The organism is Stenotrophomonas sp. I18B00994 (genome assembly GCF_014145825.1).
Taxonomy (GTDB): domain Bacteria; phylum Pseudomonadota; class Gammaproteobacteria; order Xanthomonadales; family Xanthomonadaceae; genus Stenotrophomonas; species Stenotrophomonas maltophilia.
The window spans coordinates 1-17,165 of sequence record NZ_JACIUW010000014.1 but is presented as its reverse complement, the minus strand read 5'-3'; the positions used below and the strand labels follow the sequence as shown (position 1 = coordinate 17,165).

General features: G+C 63.7%; 20 protein-coding genes. 12 read left to right on the top strand and 8 right to left on the bottom strand.

From position 1 onward, the window contains the following. Positions 1–128: 128 nt before the first annotated feature. Complete coding sequence (locus H4O10_RS15405; RefSeq protein ID WP_049453051.1) at positions 129–1,055, top strand: XVIPCD domain-containing protein; 927 nt, start codon at positions 129–131, stop codon at positions 1,053–1,055. Positions 1,056–1,222: 167 nt separating this feature from the next. Beyond that, positions 1,223–2,371 (top strand): YncE family protein, encoded by a 1,149-nt coding sequence (locus H4O10_RS15400; RefSeq protein WP_088470660.1) that lies wholly within the window; start codon positions 1,223–1,225, stop codon positions 2,369–2,371. Between the two features lie 65 nt (positions 2,372–2,436). Here the strand turns inward: H4O10_RS15400 and H4O10_RS15395 are convergent, their stop codons facing one another. Next, entirely contained in the window at positions 2,437–3,519 is a 1,083-nt protein-coding gene (locus tag H4O10_RS15395; protein WP_049453055.1) for a hypothetical protein, read from the bottom strand. Positions 3,520–3,888: 369 nt separating this feature from the next. Here H4O10_RS15395 and H4O10_RS15390 point away from each other — a divergent pair, with 369 nt between their 5' ends. The 4 genes from H4O10_RS15390 to H4O10_RS15375 all read left to right on the top strand — a co-directional run bounded on the left by H4O10_RS15390 (position 3,889) and on the right by H4O10_RS15375 (position 8,355). Then, the gene (locus tag H4O10_RS15390; RefSeq protein ID WP_146256910.1) at positions 3,889–5,586 is read left to right on the top strand and encodes a hypothetical protein; all 1,698 of its coding nucleotides are present in this window, start codon (positions 3,889–3,891) and stop codon (positions 5,584–5,586) included. Positions 5,587–5,672: 86 nt separating this feature from the next. Further along, the gene (locus H4O10_RS15385; protein WP_033833675.1) at positions 5,673–6,227 is read left to right on the top strand and encodes a hypothetical protein; all 555 of its coding nucleotides are present in this window, start codon (positions 5,673–5,675) and stop codon (positions 6,225–6,227) included. Between the two features lie 12 nt (positions 6,228–6,239). Next, the gene (locus H4O10_RS15380) at positions 6,240–7,265 is read left to right on the top strand and encodes a hypothetical protein (protein WP_049399110.1); all 1,026 of its coding nucleotides are present in this window, start codon (positions 6,240–6,242) and stop codon (positions 7,263–7,265) included. 70 nt (positions 7,266–7,335) lie between these two features. Then, the gene (locus H4O10_RS15375; RefSeq protein WP_049397217.1) at positions 7,336–8,355 is read left to right on the top strand and encodes a WYL domain-containing protein; all 1,020 of its coding nucleotides are present in this window, start codon (positions 7,336–7,338) and stop codon (positions 8,353–8,355) included. Between the two features lie 39 nt (positions 8,356–8,394). Here H4O10_RS15375 and H4O10_RS15370 read toward each other — a convergent pair whose 3' ends face one another. Next, complete coding sequence (locus H4O10_RS15370) at positions 8,395–8,877, bottom strand: nuclear transport factor 2 family protein (RefSeq protein WP_049453057.1); 483 nt, start codon at positions 8,875–8,877, stop codon at positions 8,395–8,397. 227 nt (positions 8,878–9,104) lie between these two features. Here H4O10_RS15370 and H4O10_RS15365 point away from each other — a divergent pair, with 227 nt between their 5' ends. Together H4O10_RS15365 and H4O10_RS15360 are read left to right on the top strand one after the other, a co-directional pair. After that, on the top strand, positions 9,105–9,917 hold the full coding sequence (locus H4O10_RS15365; protein WP_005412081.1) for an alpha/beta hydrolase: 813 nt from the start codon (positions 9,105–9,107) through the stop codon (positions 9,915–9,917). A gap of 10 nt (positions 9,918–9,927) precedes the next feature. Continuing rightward, entirely contained in the window at positions 9,928–10,101 is a 174-nt protein-coding gene (locus H4O10_RS15360; protein WP_088470663.1) for a hypothetical protein, read from the top strand. Positions 10,102–10,186: 85 nt separating this feature from the next. Here the strand turns inward: H4O10_RS15360 and H4O10_RS15355 are convergent, their stop codons facing one another. Then, the gene (locus tag H4O10_RS15355; protein WP_033833678.1) at positions 10,187–10,867 is read right to left on the bottom strand and encodes a hypothetical protein; all 681 of its coding nucleotides are present in this window, start codon (positions 10,865–10,867) and stop codon (positions 10,187–10,189) included. Positions 10,868–11,000: 133 nt separating this feature from the next. On the opposite strand from H4O10_RS15355, the gene H4O10_RS15350 reads away from it, so the two are divergent. Both H4O10_RS15350 and H4O10_RS15345 read left to right on the top strand, forming a co-directional pair. After that, a complete protein-coding gene (locus H4O10_RS15350; protein WP_049454006.1) occupies positions 11,001–11,660 on the top strand; it encodes a hypothetical protein in 660 nt (219 codons plus the stop codon). A gap of 70 nt (positions 11,661–11,730) precedes the next feature. Beyond that, on the top strand, positions 11,731–12,699 hold the full coding sequence (locus tag H4O10_RS15345; protein WP_049454004.1) for a polysaccharide deacetylase family protein: 969 nt from the start codon (positions 11,731–11,733) through the stop codon (positions 12,697–12,699). A gap of 3 nt (positions 12,700–12,702) precedes the next feature. Here the strand turns inward: H4O10_RS15345 and H4O10_RS15340 are convergent, their stop codons facing one another. From H4O10_RS15340 to H4O10_RS15330, 3 genes are all read right to left on the bottom strand, one after another. Beyond that, positions 12,703–13,602, bottom strand: coding sequence for an MnmC family methyltransferase (locus tag H4O10_RS15340; RefSeq protein ID WP_049454010.1), 900 nt, complete (start codon positions 13,600–13,602; stop codon positions 12,703–12,705). Between the two features lie 398 nt (positions 13,603–14,000). After that, positions 14,001–14,663 (bottom strand): hypothetical protein, encoded by a 663-nt coding sequence (locus tag H4O10_RS15335; protein ID WP_141097870.1) that lies wholly within the window; start codon positions 14,661–14,663, stop codon positions 14,001–14,003. A gap of 111 nt (positions 14,664–14,774) precedes the next feature. Next, positions 14,775–15,191, bottom strand: coding sequence for a hypothetical protein (locus tag H4O10_RS15330; RefSeq protein WP_033833681.1), 417 nt, complete (start codon positions 15,189–15,191; stop codon positions 14,775–14,777). A gap of 90 nt (positions 15,192–15,281) precedes the next feature. Here H4O10_RS15330 and H4O10_RS22420 point away from each other — a divergent pair, with 90 nt between their 5' ends. Next, positions 15,282–15,566, top strand: coding sequence for a hypothetical protein (locus H4O10_RS22420; RefSeq protein ID WP_049436996.1), 285 nt, complete (start codon positions 15,282–15,284; stop codon positions 15,564–15,566). A gap of 89 nt (positions 15,567–15,655) precedes the next feature. Here the strand turns inward: H4O10_RS22420 and dmeF are convergent, their stop codons facing one another. Continuing rightward, a complete protein-coding gene (gene dmeF / locus H4O10_RS15320; protein WP_049454002.1) occupies positions 15,656–16,624 on the bottom strand; it encodes a CDF family Co(II)/Ni(II) efflux transporter DmeF in 969 nt (322 codons plus the stop codon). Between the two features lie 53 nt (positions 16,625–16,677). On the opposite strand from dmeF, the gene H4O10_RS15315 reads away from it, so the two are divergent. Beyond that, positions 16,678–16,962 carry a metal-sensing transcriptional repressor gene (locus tag H4O10_RS15315; RefSeq protein ID WP_049454000.1) on the top strand — a complete coding sequence of 95 codons (285 nt, stop codon included), beginning with the start codon at positions 16,678–16,680 and terminating at the stop codon, positions 16,960–16,962. Positions 16,963–17,044: 82 nt separating this feature from the next. Here the strand turns inward: H4O10_RS15315 and H4O10_RS15310 are convergent. Continuing rightward, the coding region (locus H4O10_RS15310) for an integrase core domain-containing protein (RefSeq protein WP_157806712.1) at positions 17,045–17,165 on the bottom strand (121 nt) is incomplete at its 5' end.

Sequence of the window (17,165 nt, the reverse complement as noted above, 5' to 3'; positions counted from 1 at the left end):
AGCGACTGCACGGAAGATCACAGTTTCGAGCGCCTCGGCCTCGAAACTGCCTCCATCTCTACCTGTCCCCCATCCCACCTATGCCATCATCCGCCCAGGACCGCAGTACCCAACAAGGCTGAGCAGGCATGGAGCAGGCAACACGCTACACCGCAACGCTGTACCTGGCCGCCCCCGGCACACCACTTAAGAGCGGGGGTATCTCGCCGCGCGGCCACATTTACCTGCAGGTGGCAGCAGGCGACGAGGCCCACAGCTACGGCTTCGCACCGCCGCGCTACGCGCCGGGCGAAGCCCCCACGGGTGCGCAGTACGCGCAGGTGCGCCACGACGATGCCGACGAGCATCTGGACCCGTATTACAGCCGCACCCTGGAAATCACCGAGGAGCACTACGGCTGCCTGCGTGATTTCGCCGAGGAACCGGCCGAGTTCGAGTTCGATGTGGATCGCCCGGCCACCATCAACCGTTGCAGCGATTTCGTCTGGGCGGCGCTGCACTATGCGGGCCTGCATCCGCTGCCGGCGCCGCTGGATGGCGGCAGCAACCTGGGCGAGTTCGCGGTGCTGTTCAACCTGCCGGAAATCCAGTGCATTGCTGCGCCGTTCCCGGGCAGCGATCTGAATGCCGAAACCCACCACGCGATGCCCGAGCGCGAGGCCGAGCATCATCGCCAGGGCGACCGTGCCAGCGATGAGCCGCCGCCGACGCCGATTGAAGTGGCCGGTACGTTGCTGGATCCCTCGCATCCCGACCATCGTCTGTTCTCGCAGCTGATCCAGAAAGTGGCCGAACTGGATGCGGCGCATGGCCGCACGTTCGATGCCGCCAGCCAGCGCATCAGCGCCAGCCTGCTGGTGCTGGCCAAGCAGAACAATCTCTCGCGCGTGGACCACGTGCTGCTCAGCCAGTCGACCCAAAGCAGCCATGCCGCCGAGAGCATCTTCATCGTGCAGGGCGATCGCAACGACCCGGGGCACCGCCGGGCCAGCATCGCCACTGAAGTGGCGGCCAAGACGGATGTGGCCGATTCGCTGCGGTTGAAGGAGCAGTAAGCCGCGCGTCTGCCATGCCCGCGCCGGCGCACGCCACGCCCCCCACCTGCTACCATTCCCCCCGCAACCCCAGCCAGCCCACCCCGCGCAGACAGATGCGGGGCGGGCCGTCGCAGTACGGCCCAGCGAGCCAGGACACCTTCCCGTGCCCATTCAAGGACGCTCGCATGTTCCGTACTCCTCTCTTCCGCTCGGCCGCGCTGGCCGTTGCCGTTTCGCTCAGCCTCGGCGTGCCCTTCGCATTCGCCGACAACGCGCCCGCCGCCAGTGCCACCACCGCCGCTGTGCAGCGCCAGGCCGTGGCCAAAGGCCTGTACGAGCTGGCCTACAGCCCGAAGCAGAACGCCGTGTTCGTGGCCTCGTCCGGCGGCTTCGGCGATGACGCCGGCCCGGCCCAGGTGCTGCGCCTGAACCCGGCCACGCTGGCCGTGGAAACCCGCATCCCGCTGGAGCGCAAGGCGTTCGGTGTGGTGCTGGATGACGCCCACAACCGCCTGTACGTGGGCAACACCGTGGACCTGTCGGTGACCGTGGTCGACACCGCGCAGAACAAGGCCGTCGGCACCATCCAGCTGATGGAGAAGAAGACCGGCAAGGACGGCAAGGCCGCCTACACCCACGACCTGCGCGAGCTGGTGGTCGACAGCGCCGCCAACCGCCTGTACGTGACCGGCCACAGCAGCCAGCCGGACGTGAGCAGCGTGCTGTTCGTGATCGATACCACCACGCTGAAGGTGATCAACACCATCGACGGCCTGGGCAATGCCAAGGCGCCGGGTCTGGCGCTGGATGCGGCCAACAAGCGCGTCTACACCAGCAACCTGCTGGCCGACCTGGTGGTGGTGGGCACCGAGTCGAACAAGGTGGTGGCGCAGCACAGGATCGCTGCCGAGCAGCCGATGAACATCGCGCTGGACCCGGCCGGCAAGCGCCTGTTCGTGACCGACCAGGGCTCGGAATTCCTGCGTGGCTACCAGGCCAAGAGCAGCGGCCTGGTCAGCAAGCATCCGGGCCAGCGCGTGCTGGTGCTGGACCGCAGTACCGGCAAGGAACTGGCCAGCATCCCGACCGATGCCGGCCCGCTGGGCATCCTGCTGGATGCACCGCGCAAGCGCCTGTACGTGACCAACCGCGAAGCCGGTACGGTGACCGCGTACAACAGTGACAGCTACCAGAAGGTGGCGACCTACAAGGTGCCGACCCACCCGAACAGCCTGGCGCTGGATGCTAAGAACAACGTGTTGTTCGTCAGCATCAAGAACGGCGAGAAGGACGACAAGGGCGCTGACGAGAGTGTGGCGCGGATTCAGTTGTAACCGGCTACGGGGCCGCCCGTGCGTCTGGCACGGGCGGCCCTGCTCGGATCAGGGCATCAGCTTCCTTATGTCCCGGGTGACTTCTCGGTGTCTGTTTCCCGCGGGCACGGGTTGAACTCGGTAACCTGGTCCATGGGGATGCGATGGATGGTCCTGCTGTCGTCATCCTTCAAGCGTACAAGCAGCACGGAACTGGTCGAGTAGACAACGTTGACCGGATGGGTAGCGGTACCATCACCGATCAGGAGCTTGCGGGATGCGCTGTCACGCGATCGCAGATCCAGCGTCATGCAGCCGCGGGATTTTCCGCTTGGCGGATTGACAACCTGCGAGGCCAGGTATGCACCGGTCGGAGGGAAGAGCATGGCCACGGTGACCATGATCGAGGCGAACGAGAGTGCAAGTACACCAACGCCGTATCGTCCACTCAGTTCATCGACCACTCTGATGACGATGGACTGGAATATGCCCAATGCTACTGCGGCCGTGAGCAGGCACATGCCAATCACCAGATCACTTTCCCTGGAGACCAGGCCGAGCATGAGCCGCATGATCGTGTTGATGGACAGCAGTTGCATGAGCCCCATGCCCAGCAGGAAGTAGCTATCCAAGGAAAGCCATTTCTGCTTCCTGTCATCGGGCTTCGCCCAGCGGGAAAGGAGAACGAAGATCAGCAGGCAGCCAATCGTACTGAACCACAGTGCTGCATCTGAAATCTCGGTGTAGAAGGATGCGACATAGATTCCGCTGAAATGCAGTACGCCCGGAGTGATCAGCGCAAGGCTCCAGCGCCAGAGCGTCCTGTTCCGGCTCGCCGGAGCGTCCGGCAGCAGTTTGATTCCGTGGCCTGGGATATACGAGAACCGATTGGGGGACAGTACGATGGGGGAAAGGAACATGACGGCCAGGGCAAGGACGCGCAGCCCGGTCACCGCAAGCATCATGGGGAGTGCGGAAACGGCATCGGACGAAAGCAGGCTGAGAGGCAGCTCTTCCCTGACGGCGTAGTAGAGGATGCCTGCGCTGGGCAGAAGTACGGCAATCGACGCAATAAGGACCGGATGGCGCTCGATCCAGGCCAGCACCGGGCGAAGTTCTGCGACGACATTGTCAATGAAGATCACGAGCTCGGAATGACGCTTGTTCATCAATCTCTCTTTTGGGGGTTCCATCATCCTGATCTGTGTTCCCTCGCTGTCCGGTGAGGGGATTGCCTGCTGTCGACCGCTGAGGTCGTCCGGGTCTCGACAGGAGTAAAGGTCTACCTCGTGTCACGTACTTCGTGGCTGTCACGTACCCAGCATCCCAGGCCATACAGCGCGAGCCCGTACACCACGGTTGCACCGATGATTCCGAACATGGCGTTCCTCGTCAGGTGATGGAAGGAAGGGAGGCCCAGCACCTGCGTGGCCTCCCCGGAGAGGAATATGCGGATTCCTCCGACAATCTGTGTCGCAGTGCGATGTGTCGTCGCAATCGGCCACGAAAAGTTCGCAATAGGCCTAAAGTTTTCGGAAGTGCTGTCGATGATCCGGGGGATCAGGCGTTACGACATGGTTTGTCGCTATGCACGCCGAAGATGGATCTCCCAGCCAAACCCGCCGGCGAAGCATGCCTGGGTATTGGCCCACAGCTGGATGCTTTGCGTCACGGAGGAAAACGCAATGGAACCCAATGCAAATGCAGATGACAGTGCCCGCGAAACGTCGGGCAGGCAGATCCTGGACGCAGCGACGACGATGTCAACGCTGGAGACTGTCCAACGCTATGGCAATGCTAATGCCGAATACATCAAAGGGTATACCGGAAGAGACGAACTGACCGGTCAGACATTTACCCATGGCCTGAAGAAGATCTCCGGGTACAAGCTTGATCCGGTACGTCCGGAAAACAGCATTGCCCAGCAGGCCGGCTATGCGGCTGAGGTCGCAGCGACCAGTCGTGACAATGCCGAGGCCATCATCAGTGGGTCACCCGTTCGCACGGTGCGCAGTGATGACCATCCCCAGTACCGGCGGAACGATGATCGCGTTGACCGGGTAAGGGTGCTGGATGGCCAGATCATTGAAGGCAGCCAGTCACAGATGAAGTTCGTGGGCAACCGTGACCGGCTCCTTGAGAAGATCGCTGCGCCCGATGGAGAGTTCTCGCGCTATCGTGGGCTGAAGTTGGAGCTGCCCTCGGAGCAGTACGTCGATGCCGAGGCATATTGCCGGGCGCAGGCAGCAGATCTGCGCCGTCAGGCGGACGTGGTCGACGCGAGGGGCAAGCCTGAGGTCGCACTGCATCTTCGTGCGAAGGCAGACAACTATGAGCAGCTGGCCGGCAACCTTCTGGATACGGGGCTGACCAGTGACGATGCGAAGTTCTATCGTACCCATCCGCGGATGGCGACGGTGCGCGATATCGCGCATACCAGCCACAGGGCAGGTCTTGAAGGCGCGCGCGGGGCGTTCATGGTTGGCGCGGCGATCAGCATGGCGACCAATGCCTATGCGGTGGCAACCGAGCGCAGGGGGATGATTGATGCGGGCCGCGCAGTCCTGGTGGATGGTGCCGTCTCTGCCGGCATGGGCTACGCAACGGCTGCGTCCGGGGCCGCATTGACCGCAGTGATGCAGCAGTCAGGCCGACAGAGCCTGCAGGTCCTTTCCCGTACAGCCGCTCCGGCCATGGTGGTCGACGTCTGCGTGACCATGACCGGCTGCATACGCCGCTACGCCAGGGGTGAGATCGACGGCGTCCAGTTCCTGGATGAGATCGGTGAGAAGGGTTCCGGCATGATGGCTTCGGCCATGATGGCGGCATTGGGCCAGATCGCGATTCCGGTCCCGGTGGTTGGCGCCGCCATCGGCGGGATGATTGGCTGCACGCTTTCATCGATCTTCTATCGGGAAACGTTGGAGGCGGCCCGGAGTGCAGATCTGGCTGCCGAGAGGCTGGCCTTGGCAATCGAGCTCAATAAGGCTGCCCGTGAAGAAATTCTGGCGCAGCGCTTGGCGCTGGCGCAGTTCATTGCGGCCGAGCTTCCAGTGCTGAACGACGAGACGGCCCAGTTGCTGTGTGCACTCGATACCACCCAGCCGGAGATTGACGCCGATGGATTCGCGGCTGCAATCAACCGCTTTGCCCTTCTGCTGGGCAGCCGCCTGCAGTTTGCTTCGCTGCAGGAGTTTGATCTGTTCATGACGGGTGACGAGCCGCTTCGGCTTTGATCAATCGAACCCATTTCTGGTCGTGGCCTTCCGGGCAGGTTGGCCACGCCGGCTTCCGTGTGTGATCCCAGGACCTTGGAGATACGATGTTCCTTTATCTGCTTCCAGACACCGAGCAGGCAACCTTCCTGAAGGTTGCGCGCCTGCTGAGCGTGAGTGACAACCCGATGCTGTGGGACGGAAAGACCCACGAAGAAGTGACTGGCGATACCAACCTGAGCAAGGTTTCGCTGGATGAATCCGAACACGAACGTGCGATCTTCGACAGCTTTTCCCGTGAGTGCGGCAAGGTATATCGGTCCGACGGGGTGACGAAGGAACTGTTGACGCGCCTGCAGACGATGCCGCTGGTGCGCCAGAGCGACCCGGTGGAGCGGGCGCGGGTGGCGTGCGAGGTGCTCGACTCGCTGATCGACAAGGCCATGGTCGAAGCCGCGCAGCCGGCCGTACCGAAGGTGATGCTGTATGAGTTGATGCTGCTTGCACTGGCCGACGGTGAAGTGTCGAGTGTCGAGGAAGCACAGCTGCGTCGCCTGGCCGATATCTTCGGTATTGACGACTACATCTACAACGACCTGCTTGAGCGCGCGGAAAGTATCAATCGCGAGGCCAGCCGTACCGTTGCCATCATTCTTGAGTAAAAGGAGTTACGCATGATTCCAATCGTAGTCGGGGCCGCGATGGCGGCCAGCGCGCTGTATGGCATCTACAAGGGCGGCAAGGCCGTGGTCGATCACAAGGATGCCGGCATCGCCAACGCCGATGCAAAAGGGCTGATCGAGAAGGGCTCGTCGTTGCTGGAGACGCAGCGCAAGCGTACCAACACGGTGCTTGAGGACTATGGTGCACGCAAACTGCGTGCTTTCAATGGGGGGATCGCAGACTTCATCGATGCATTTGGCCAGCTCAAGAACGTTGAGGGGATCGGCTCACCCGAACTGGACAAGCTGGTGCAGGGCGATTTCACCACGGCGTCGCTGGAAGGCCTGAAGCGGGACTACCAGTTGCTGATGGACTCGGGCCTGGGCCTGGGCGCCGGGCTGGGAAGTGGCGCCGCGTTGGCATTTGGTGCGTACAACGGGACGATGCTGCTGGCCAGTGCCAGCACCGGCACTGCCATTTCGACCCTCAGCGGTGTTGCAGCAACCAACGCAACGCTGGCGTGGCTGGGCGGCGGTTCGTTGGCTGCGGGCGGATTCGGAATGGCTGGCGGCACCCTGGTGCTGGGTGGCCTGGTTGCCGGTCCGGCGCTGGCGATCTTTGGCTACGTGGTGGGCAGCAAGGCTGAAGCCGCGCTGGCCGATGCACGCCGCAACAAAGAGGTTGCTCGAACCCATTACGACGAGGCCGTGTTGGCCGCCGAACAGTTGGCAGCGGTCGAGGCCGTTACAACGCTCGCCAACAGGACGTTCTCCAAGCTGTGCATGTCGCTGCGTCGTGGTGTAGCCGATATCCGTGATGTCATCCGGGAGCACGGCTGCGATTTCAGTAGTTTCCCCCAGCAGGCGCGGGAGCGGGTTTTCCGTGCCGTGAAGATTGCCCAGCTGATCAAGGTGATGATCGATACCCCGATCCTGGATGACGCAGGAGCGCTGGTGCTTTCGACCGAGAAGACCGTGGCCGATGTGGATGCGGCGATGGTGGTGATGAAGGGCGAGGAGCCCGCCAAGGCGGCTTGACGATGGGCAGAGCCCCACGCCGTTCTGGTGGGGCTCTTGTTGCCTGTTGGCTCTGGAAGGGAAGATTGATATGAAGATCCGTTCGAACGACACGTTGATGCGGCAGTGGGAGATGCTGCGCATGATTCCGCGCGCTCCGCGCAGGATATCCGTCAGGCAGATACTGGAGAATCTGGAGCCGCTGGGCTTCAGGACCAGCAGTCGCACCATTGAACGGGACCTCCAGAACCTTTCCACGCGGTTCCAGCTCATTGCCGACGACAGTGAAAAGCCCTTTGGCTGGAGTTGGTCCAGGGAAGCGAACTTCGCCTTCACGCCCAGGCTGTCGATTTCGCAGAGCGTTGCACTGCTGCTTTCGCATGCACATCTGCGTCAGCTGCTCCCGGCAACGGCCATGAATGAGCTGATGCCCGTGTTCGACATGGCGCGGGCGGAAGTCTCGACGTCGGGCTGGGGGGAGTGGGCCAGCAGGACCGCGATCCTGCCCATGGGCCCGAACCTGCTCGCCCCCGAGGTGGAAACGGCCGTACAGGTGGATGTCCACAGGGCATTGGCATCCCGACGCTGCCTGTCAGGCTGGTACCGCAGCAAAGGCAAGGACGAGCCGAAGGAGATGATCATGCATCCTCTGGGGCTGCTGATGCGCGGTTCTGCGCAGTACCTTGTCTGCATGCTGCGGGACTATACGGACATCCGCCACCTGGCGTTGCATCGCCTGAGTGGAACCCGGGTGCTGGAGATGGAGGCAAGGAGCCTGCCGGACTTCGACTTCCAGCGCTATGCGACGACCACCGCCACCGCGTTCCAGGGGCAAGGACGCATCGTGCTGGAGGCGCGCTTCCGGGCGCAGGCTGCGGAGCATCTCAGGGAGACGCCCCTGTCCGAAGATCAGACGATCAGTGATCTGGGTGATGGATGGATCCGGCTGCGCGCTACGGTGGAGGACGACCAGACCTTGCGTTGGTGGCTGATGGGCTTCGGGAGCAACGTACGGGTCGATTCCCCAACGCACCTGTGCGACGCCATCGGCGCGGAGTTGGCTCAGGCAGCAAGCTACTACGCCCGCGATCTGGAGGAGACCGTGGGCTGAATGGTCTTGGTCAGGGCGAGTGAACAGTCGCCGACGGGTTCATTTCTTTGCCGGCCGATGGTCATAGCTGATCACCCGCTCGGCCAACCAGCGCCCGTCCACGCGACGCCAGACCTGGATGAAGCGGGCCTGGCCCAACCAGCGCTCCACGCCGTCCTTGCCGCGCTCATGAAAGCGGTGGTCGCCGATCTCCAGCGCCCGCTCGTCGTGTAGCGGGAACACCTGCAACGAAGACTCCACCAGCTCGCGGCGCAGACTCCAGCCGCCCTTGCGCGCATTGCTGCACATGTTGGCCACGCTGCGGCGGAAGTCTTCGCGGCTGCTGGCCGACTTGCCATCCTTGTCATGGAAGAACTCCATGTCCTGGGTGGTCATCGCGGCGGCCTTGTCGGCATCGCAGGCCTCGAAGGCGGCGGCGAACAGCTGGGTGTCGGCCTGGCGGATCTGCTCGCGCAGGTCATCGGAGGGCGCGGGTGCGGCGGCGAGGCCGGCGGCCAGCAGGGGCAGGGTGAGCAGCAGCATGGCGAAGCTCCAAGGAGGGTTCACGCAGGCTCGCATGGCGTTCGGGGCGCTGCAGCCGGCGTCTGACGAAACGGCCGTTCCATGGAGTGAACGCCCGCATTGGCAGCTCGGCTTCAGCGTTGGGGCCGTCATCTGTGCAGGGGATGTCATGGCGACCGGCGATTCCATCACGGTCGCGATAGGGGCCGGCTCATAGTCTGAAATCCTCCCCTTCCACAGGAGCTCCCATGCCTGCTTCCCGCATCCGTCTGCACGTTGAAGACACCGGTGGCGACGGCCGCCCGGTCATTCTGATTCACGGTTGGCCGCTGTCCGCCGATGCCTGGAAGACGCAGGTGTCGATCCTGCGCGACGCGCAGCACCGGGTGATCAGCTACGACCGGCGCGGCTTCGGCCGTTCCGACAAGCCCGCCGAGGGCTACGACTACGACACGCTGGCGGCGGATCTGGCCGGGGTGATCGAGGAACGTGACCTGCGCGACGTGACCTTGGTCGGTTTCTCGATGGGCGGCGGTGAGGTGGCGCGGTATGTGGCCAATCACGGGCAGGGGCGCCTGCACAGCGTGGTGTTTGCAGCAGCCGTGCCGCCGTATCTGCTGCGCGGCGAGGACAACCCGGAAGGTCCGCTCACACAGGACAAGGCCGATGAAATGCGCAGCGGTCTGGAGAAGGATCGCGAGGCGTTCTTCGATGGCTTCACTCGCGATTTCTTCAGTGCCAATGGCAAGCTGATGGTGACCGAGGATGAGCGCCAGGCCGCAATCTCGCTTTGCCATCAATCCGACCAGACGGCGGCGCTGGGTTGCATGAAGGCGTTCGCCACCACCGACTTCCGCGAAGACCTGAAGAAGATCACGGTGCCAACCCTGATCCTGCACGGTGACAGCGATGCCATCGTGCCGTTTGAAGGCTCGGGCAAGCGCACGCACCGGGCCATTCCGGGCAGCGAAGTGGTGATCCTGGAAGGCGCACCACATGGATGCAATACCAGCCATGCGGACCGCTTCAATCTGGCGCTGCTGAACTTCCTGAAGCGGTAAGCATGCGGCCATGCGCCAGACCAAGACACCCCCGTGGAAGAAGCCCAACCCCAAGGGCCAGACCTCGCAGCCGCTGTCGCCTGCGCAGAAAGAGGCGGCGCGACAGCGGGCGGAAGAGAATGGGCGACGTTATCCGAATCTGGTGGACAACATGTGGGCCGCGAAGCTGCCGCGGGGAGTATGATCTGTAGAGCCGAGCCATGCTCGGCTTGCGCGCGCAGCGCGTGCCTTTGGTCGGCGGGCAACAGCAGCCGAGCGCAGGCTCGGCTCTACCGGTCGGCTAGCGGCGTCCAACCCGATTCCGCCCACGGCGCAATCGTCATCTGTTGAACCGTGACCGCCTCCGTCGGCAGCCCGGCCGAGCGCGCAAGCTCTGCACGCAGCAGCGCGGAATCCACCGGGGCGGCCGTAGCCACCTGCAGCCGATCACCCTGATGCCTCACCTGTACCGGCAGCATGGCGCGCGCGTCATGCTGGCCGCCGGTGCGCCCGATCGGGTAGCGCATCGCTACCGGCCGCGACAGCTGCGCCAGTGCGGGCTGCCACGCCTGCAGCACGAGAGGCTGCCCGGCAGCGGGAACCTGTACTTCTGCAATCGTGGCCGGGTAGCCAGTGAGGCTCTCGACCATCACCTGGAAGCGCGCGCCATCCGGCATGACCAGCACGGTGGCGATCAATGCGGAGAACGAGACGAACACGGCCGCGAGGTTCCAGCTGCGCGGCGCGGTGGCCGGGCGCGTTGCGGTGCGCAGGCCCGGTCTGCGCCGCAGTTTGCGTGCGTAGATGCGCCGGTCCTTCCGGCGCGGGCTGGTGCTGTGCTCGGGCAGGTTCAAGGGAACCCGTGGAAGGCGCGCTACGCGGGCTTTGATCAGGCGCGACAGCAGCATCCACGCGATCACGAATGCCAGCAGCGGAAGCAGCGTTCGCACCCACAGATACAGCGTGACCATCCACAACACCTCTACATGCGACCATCCATGCTCATCCACATCCTACCGGGACCACGCGACGGTTGTCGTATCCGCCAGCCGACAAGCACAGGGCGCTTGGTTAGGATGGTCCTTTGTTGTCACGGATGAACCGATGGTCTCTGCTGCTGCCCGCTTCTGTCGTATCTGTGGTCCTGGCCCGATTCTGCTGGCACTGCAGGTGGTGGCGCTGCTGGCGGTAGCCCTTGCAGCCGGCTTCTTCCACTACCGCGTGGGATTGCTGCTGGAGCCGGTGGATGACGCGTGCGGTGGGCCCGACCCGGTCGCGCGCATGCAGGTGGCCGAACAGCTGCTGGCGCGGTCCACTGCGCTTGCACCGTGGCAACCGTTGCAGTGGATTCCGATGGCGGGCCTGGTACTGGCGCTGCTGGGCGCGATGTCGATCAGCGTTTACCGCCTGGGCCGCCTGTCCGAACGCCTGCGACGCGCCAACTGGGGGGTGATGGCCCTGCACGCCGCGATCCTGGGGCTGGCGCTCAGGGCATTGCATCTGTACGACATGGCATGGACCAGCGTGGCCAAGCTGTCTCCGGCCGCATGCTTGGTTGAACTGGGCGAGCAGGGCCGGCTGCCGCTGGCACAGGCGCAGCAGGTGGTGTTCGAGATCCTCACCCATGAGCATGCGCCGCTGCTGCGCAATCCCGATGACCTTGCCCTGGTGCTGGTCGCGTTGATGCTGGTGGCAATGGCTGCAGGATTCATGCTGTGGCGGGCGATCGTGCGCGAACGTCAGGTGCAGTCGCCCAGCCCCTGAGGGGTGTGTGACCGACCACGCGCCCGCAATCGCGCTACAGTCTGCGCTTCGCTCCTGCAAGGATGTGCTGATGCGTTGGTTGCTGCGTGCTGTACCGCTACTGCTCTGTTCGCTGGCGGTACACGCCGCCGAGGTGGACCGCCGGATTGCGGTGACCATCGACGACCTGCCCTGGGCGCGGGTGGACGAGATCGTTCCGCCGGACCTGCAGTCGCGGCACGAAGCGCTGATGGCGCAGCTGCACCAGGCGGGTGTGCCGGTAGTTGGCTTCGTCAACGAGAACAAGCTAGAGATCGATGGGCAGGTGCAGCCGGCGCGGGCGCAGATGCTGCGCGACTGGCTGGACGCCGGTTATGTGCTGGGCAACCACACCTACTCGCACATGGACCTGAATGCCAAGGGCGTGCCTGCGTTCCAGCAGGATTTCCTGCGTGGCGAGACGGTGCTGCGGCCGTTGCTGGCCGAGCGTGGGCTGAAGCCGCAGTGGATGCGTCACCCCTATCTGCGTGCCGGGCGCACGCCGGAAGAACGCGCGGAGATGGACGCGTTTTTCAAGCAGCATGGCTACCGCGTGGCACCGGTGACGGTCGACAACGGCGAGTGGGTGTGGGCGTTCGCCTACGCCAACGTGATGAACGAGCAGCCCGATTCCCTGGCGCGCGAGGCGACATTGGCGCAGCTGCGCAAGGGCTATGTGCCGTACATGCTGAACAAGCTGGACTACTACGAGAAGCAGTCGCAGGCACTGCTGGGCTACGCGCTGCCACAGGTCTGGCTGATGCACGCCAACGAACTCAATGCAGCCACGTTTGCCGAACTGGTGGCGGCGACGAAGCGCCGCGGCTATCGCTTCATCTCACTGGATGAAGCGATGCGTGACCCGGCCTATGCACGTGGTGCCGAAGGCTACAGTGGCCGTTACGGCCCGAGCTGGTTGCACCGCTGGGCGATGGCGGAGAAGAAACCGAAGGAGTTCTACGCCGGTGAACCCGAGGTGCCGGCGTGGGTGATGAAGCTGGCCAAGGTGGATTCGGAGTGAGGCTCAGCGCTTGACGGCCAGCACACCGTCAAGCGCCAGCTCGGCCTTGAAGCCGGCCTTTTCCAGACGTTTGGCCACTTCACGTGGCACGTCGCGGCCGCTGGTCAGCTTGTTCGGCGCGCCGGTGTAGTGAAACAGGCGCCCGCCCTTTCGGATGACGCGGGCGAGGTGGTCGTAGAACACCTGCGAGTACAGTTCGCCGGCGATGCCGAAGCGCGGCGGGTCGTGCAGGATCGCGTCGACGCTGCTGCTGGCCACCTGTTCGATCTGCTGCGAGACATCGCCGTGGCTGAACTGCAGGCGGCCACCGGCCGCAGCCGATTCCGGGTCCGGCGACCACGGGTTGAGCGTGCGCAGCCACATCACGTCGGCGTTCTTCTCGAACGAGCGGATCTGGCCGACGCCGGCCTCCAGCGCGCAGGCGGCGAAGTAGCCCAGGCCACCGCAGGTATCGAGGATGACCTTGCCGGCCGGGGCGACCAGCTCGACCTTGCGGCGCGCGTCCTCGAACGGTGACAGCTTGGAGGTCGGCAGCATCTTGATGCCGTCGATCTCGAAGGTCGGTGCGCCCCATTCGGTCGGCACCAGCTTGATCAGCGAACCGCTGTAGCGCGAAATCGGTGCGAAGTCCTCGCCGTCCCAGTAGTACAGCGTGCGGTCCTTCAGCTTGCCCGGCCACGGGTAGGGCTGGCCACGGAAGCGGAAGCCGTCGGCATCCAGCGCCACGCTGTCCTCGCTGCGGCCGAGGTCGAGCGAGCCCTGCCAGTCGGCAGCGCCCTTGTCATGGGCACGGCGCAGGCTGTCGGCGCTGTCGCGGGTCAGCAGGGGGCCGGTGTAATGGGACACGGCGGGTACCGGGGCGGTTCGGGGGAGGGCATGGTACCGCAGGGCGTTGGCCACCATCATGGAGTTCGGTAGTGCAGGCCCAACCGGATGAGGGCGTTGGTAGCAATGCTGCCCCCAATGAAGGCGTCATGCCCATGGCAGCGCAGAGTTCTTCATGGAAGTCTCGTGCCGCTGAGGGTTGAAGGGCGTAGTGATAGGTCAGTACCCCTTCTTCATTCCTGATAAGAAGTTGTTGGATGCACGTCATGTTTCCAGAGCTGTCAGGGGCCGATGTGTTGCGGATGACAATAGGCGTCCCTGACAGGCTGTAGTCCGCGCTCAGTTGGCCCGGAAGGCAGGATACCGATAAGAGAGCAAGGAATTGAATAGTAGAGGCGATCATCAGGATAGGATCATGAGCCTGAGCAGTGAGGGCGGCTTCATCACCCTCACTGCCACGTCAAAGGGTTTTGACCTCAGTAGGCTCTGATGGAGCCACGATCGCTTGCGCAGGCCCGCGGCACGCATCCTTCCATCAACGTATTCATCGTCTGTGGCGCATGAGCGAAGCAGAGTATTCTGGCAGTGTGACTTCCCACAGTGTTGGGTGGGTAATACTCGCTATAGAAGGTCTGGCACCTTCCGTTGTCGATTTGCGCACTACCTTGGATGTTTCCGCTGACTGAACTGTTGAATCTTACGGTTCCGTAGGAAACGAAGTTCTGGCCGGCGGATACCTGTCCATTTGGCGCATAGGCGATTACATAGTCAGTACTCTTTTCGTCGATAACACTGTTCGACTCGATGCTTGAGCAATGCCACGCGGCGCTTCCTGGACCCACTGTGATTGACTCACCCTTGGCCGGATTCATCCCGATATCCGCGCAGGATGCCTCGTGATATTGTTTCGTAGCTGCCGATTGATCGTCGTAGCGATATACATATTGCCCCTTCGAGTTGCGGATGAGGGACTGCTCTACAATTACCGCTCCTCCCATGAAGTCGGGCCATTCTGCGGTGCGGACGATTCTTGATGGGGTCTTCGCTTCGTCAGCGGTTTGTCCATCAGCTGGAGTTCCGCCTCCTGCCTGCACAGATGTAGAGACGATGAGCATGAGAATAGCTACCTGCATTTTCATTTGAGCCTCTCAGAATTGGGTGAGGCTCCATCTTCATTACTTGCTCCATAGAATTTTGGGGCACACCAAGCAATTCTTCAGATTTCAAATAATTCTCAGTCTTTCCTGTCGCTAATGGCACTTCACCGCATACACCGGCCCAGCCCCGATCAGCATCAGCGCCATGTAGTCACTATCACTGGCCTTGCCCTTCAACGTCGCGCCCTTGTTGAAGTGGAAGATGCCGAAGCCACCGGCCATGCGGATCAACGCGCTGTCGATCTGCTCGGCGTCATCGCGGAAGTAGCGGCTGATCTCGCTGCGGGTGGCCTTGTGCAGCGCATTGGGCTCGCGCTGCCACTGGTCGCCGCGGCTGAAGGAGACGAAGTACTGGCCGCCTTCCTTGTCGATGCGGAAGTCGGCCGGTTTGCGCGCGCCGGTGGCGAAGCAGCCCTGCAACGGGTCGGCGCTGAAAGGAAGCCCGGCGTCGCCACCGCAGGCCGTGAGCAGGAGGAGGGCACCGGGCAGCAGCAGGCGGAGCGTGCGCATGGGATGTCCCTACAAGGCAGGTGCGGCTAGTGTAGGCAGCATGCGGGCACGGCCCGTACAGAAATTCGGCAAGAACACAGGGGTTTTCGGATGGCGCAGGGCAAGGCACCGTGGTGCGGCGTGGCCAGTTGGCTGGGGATCGCTGTGGGTTGGGGCGCGGGCACATTGGCTGCTCAGGCAGCAGTGGCTGCAGGCGGTAATGGCATGGCTGCGGGATTGGGCGTGGGCGTGCTGGGTGCGGCACTGGTGGGCTGCGGTCTGGCGGTGGCTTCGCGCGTGCGCGGCGAGCGCTGGCCGTGGATCGGTATCGGTGGCGCAGTGCTGAGTGCGCTGCCGCTGCTGATGTATCTGCTGCGGATGATGTTGAAGCTCTAGCGGGTAGTGCCGGCCGCTGGCCGGCAACGCTGGATTGTTTCCGGAGCCCATGAGGTTGCCGGCCAGCGGCCGGCACTACCGGATGCGGGTCAGGCGCTGCGGTGGATCTCCACCGTTACATGCACCAGTTCTTCGTGGATGGCCAGAGCATTGCGCACGGTATCGGCATCCAGCGTGACGTCGCTGGTGACCACGCTGGCGCTGACCGCGTACTTGCCGCGACCGACCTGCCAGACGTGCAGGTCGGCCAGGCGTGCCGGCCACGGGCCCTGTTCGATCACCTCGCGTACTTCGGCCACCACCGGCGCGTCCATCTGCGCGTCGAGCAGGATGCGGCCGCTGTCGCGCAGCAGGCCGATCGCCCACACCGTGACCAGTACGGCGCCGACCAGGCCCATCACCGGGTCCAGCCAGGTCAGGCCCAGCAGCTTGCCGCCGAGCAGGGCGACGATGGCCAGCACCGAGGTGGCGGCGTCGGCCAGCACGTGCACGTAGGCAGAGCGCAGGTTGAGGTCGTGACCGTGTGCATGGTCGTGATCGTGGTGTTCGTGGTCATGCCCGTGGCCATGGCCATGCCCGTGGTGGTGATGCGCGTGGCCCGGGCTGTCGTGCAGCCACCATGCGCAGAGCAGGTTCACGCCCAGGCCCACCGCAGCGATGGCGATGGCTTCGTTGTAGTGGATCGGCGCCGGCACCCACAGCCGCTCCAGTGACTGCACGGCCATCAGCGCGGCGACGCCGAGCAGGGCGATGGCGCTCGTATAGCCGGCGAGGATCTCGATCTTCCAGGTGCCGAAGGCGAAGCGCGGATCGTGCGCGTAGCGGCGCGCGCAGCGGTAGGCGAATACCGAGAGGCCCAGCGCCAGCGCGTGCGAACTCATGTGCCAGCCGTCGGCGAGCACGGCCATGGAGTTGAACCACCAGCCGCCGACGATCTCCACCAGCATCATGCCGACGGTGAGCCACAGGGCGCGGCGGGTATTGCGTTCGGCCAGCGGGTTGCCGTCGTCGAAGCGGTGTTCGTGGCGGCGGGCGGCGGCGAGGGCGTCCAAGTGCATGGGGGGACCAAGAGGGATGGAGTGGATACCCCCATAGGGTATATGATCCCGCCATGGCCCATGTACACAGGAATCGAAAGCAGCTGCTGACCCGGGTACGCCGCATCGCGGGCCAGGTGGCGGCATTGGAGCAGGCGCTGGACAGGCCCGAGGGTGAGGCCGGCGACTGTGCGGACGTGCTGGTGCAGGTTGCCGCCGTGCGCGGTGCCGCCCACAGCCTGCTGATGGAGCTGCTGCACGAGCACCTGCAGGAACACGTGGTGGGTGCCGATGACCCGCAGCAGCGGGCGGACGAGGCCGAAGTGCTGGTGGAGCTGCTGCGCCGCTACGGCAAATAGGCCGGGGGGCGGTAGAGTCGACTGTTAGTCGACTATCGCGCGAAGCGCGGGGTTCTATGCAGCCCGAGCGAAGAGCAGTCGACTAACTGTGTAAACCCACCACGTTGTTCAGCAGGACTCTGGAAATAGGTGGCTGGCCACCGATCCCCATGTGAGGGCGGTGCCAGTTGTAGTGGTGCAGCCATTGGGTCAGCACGGAATTG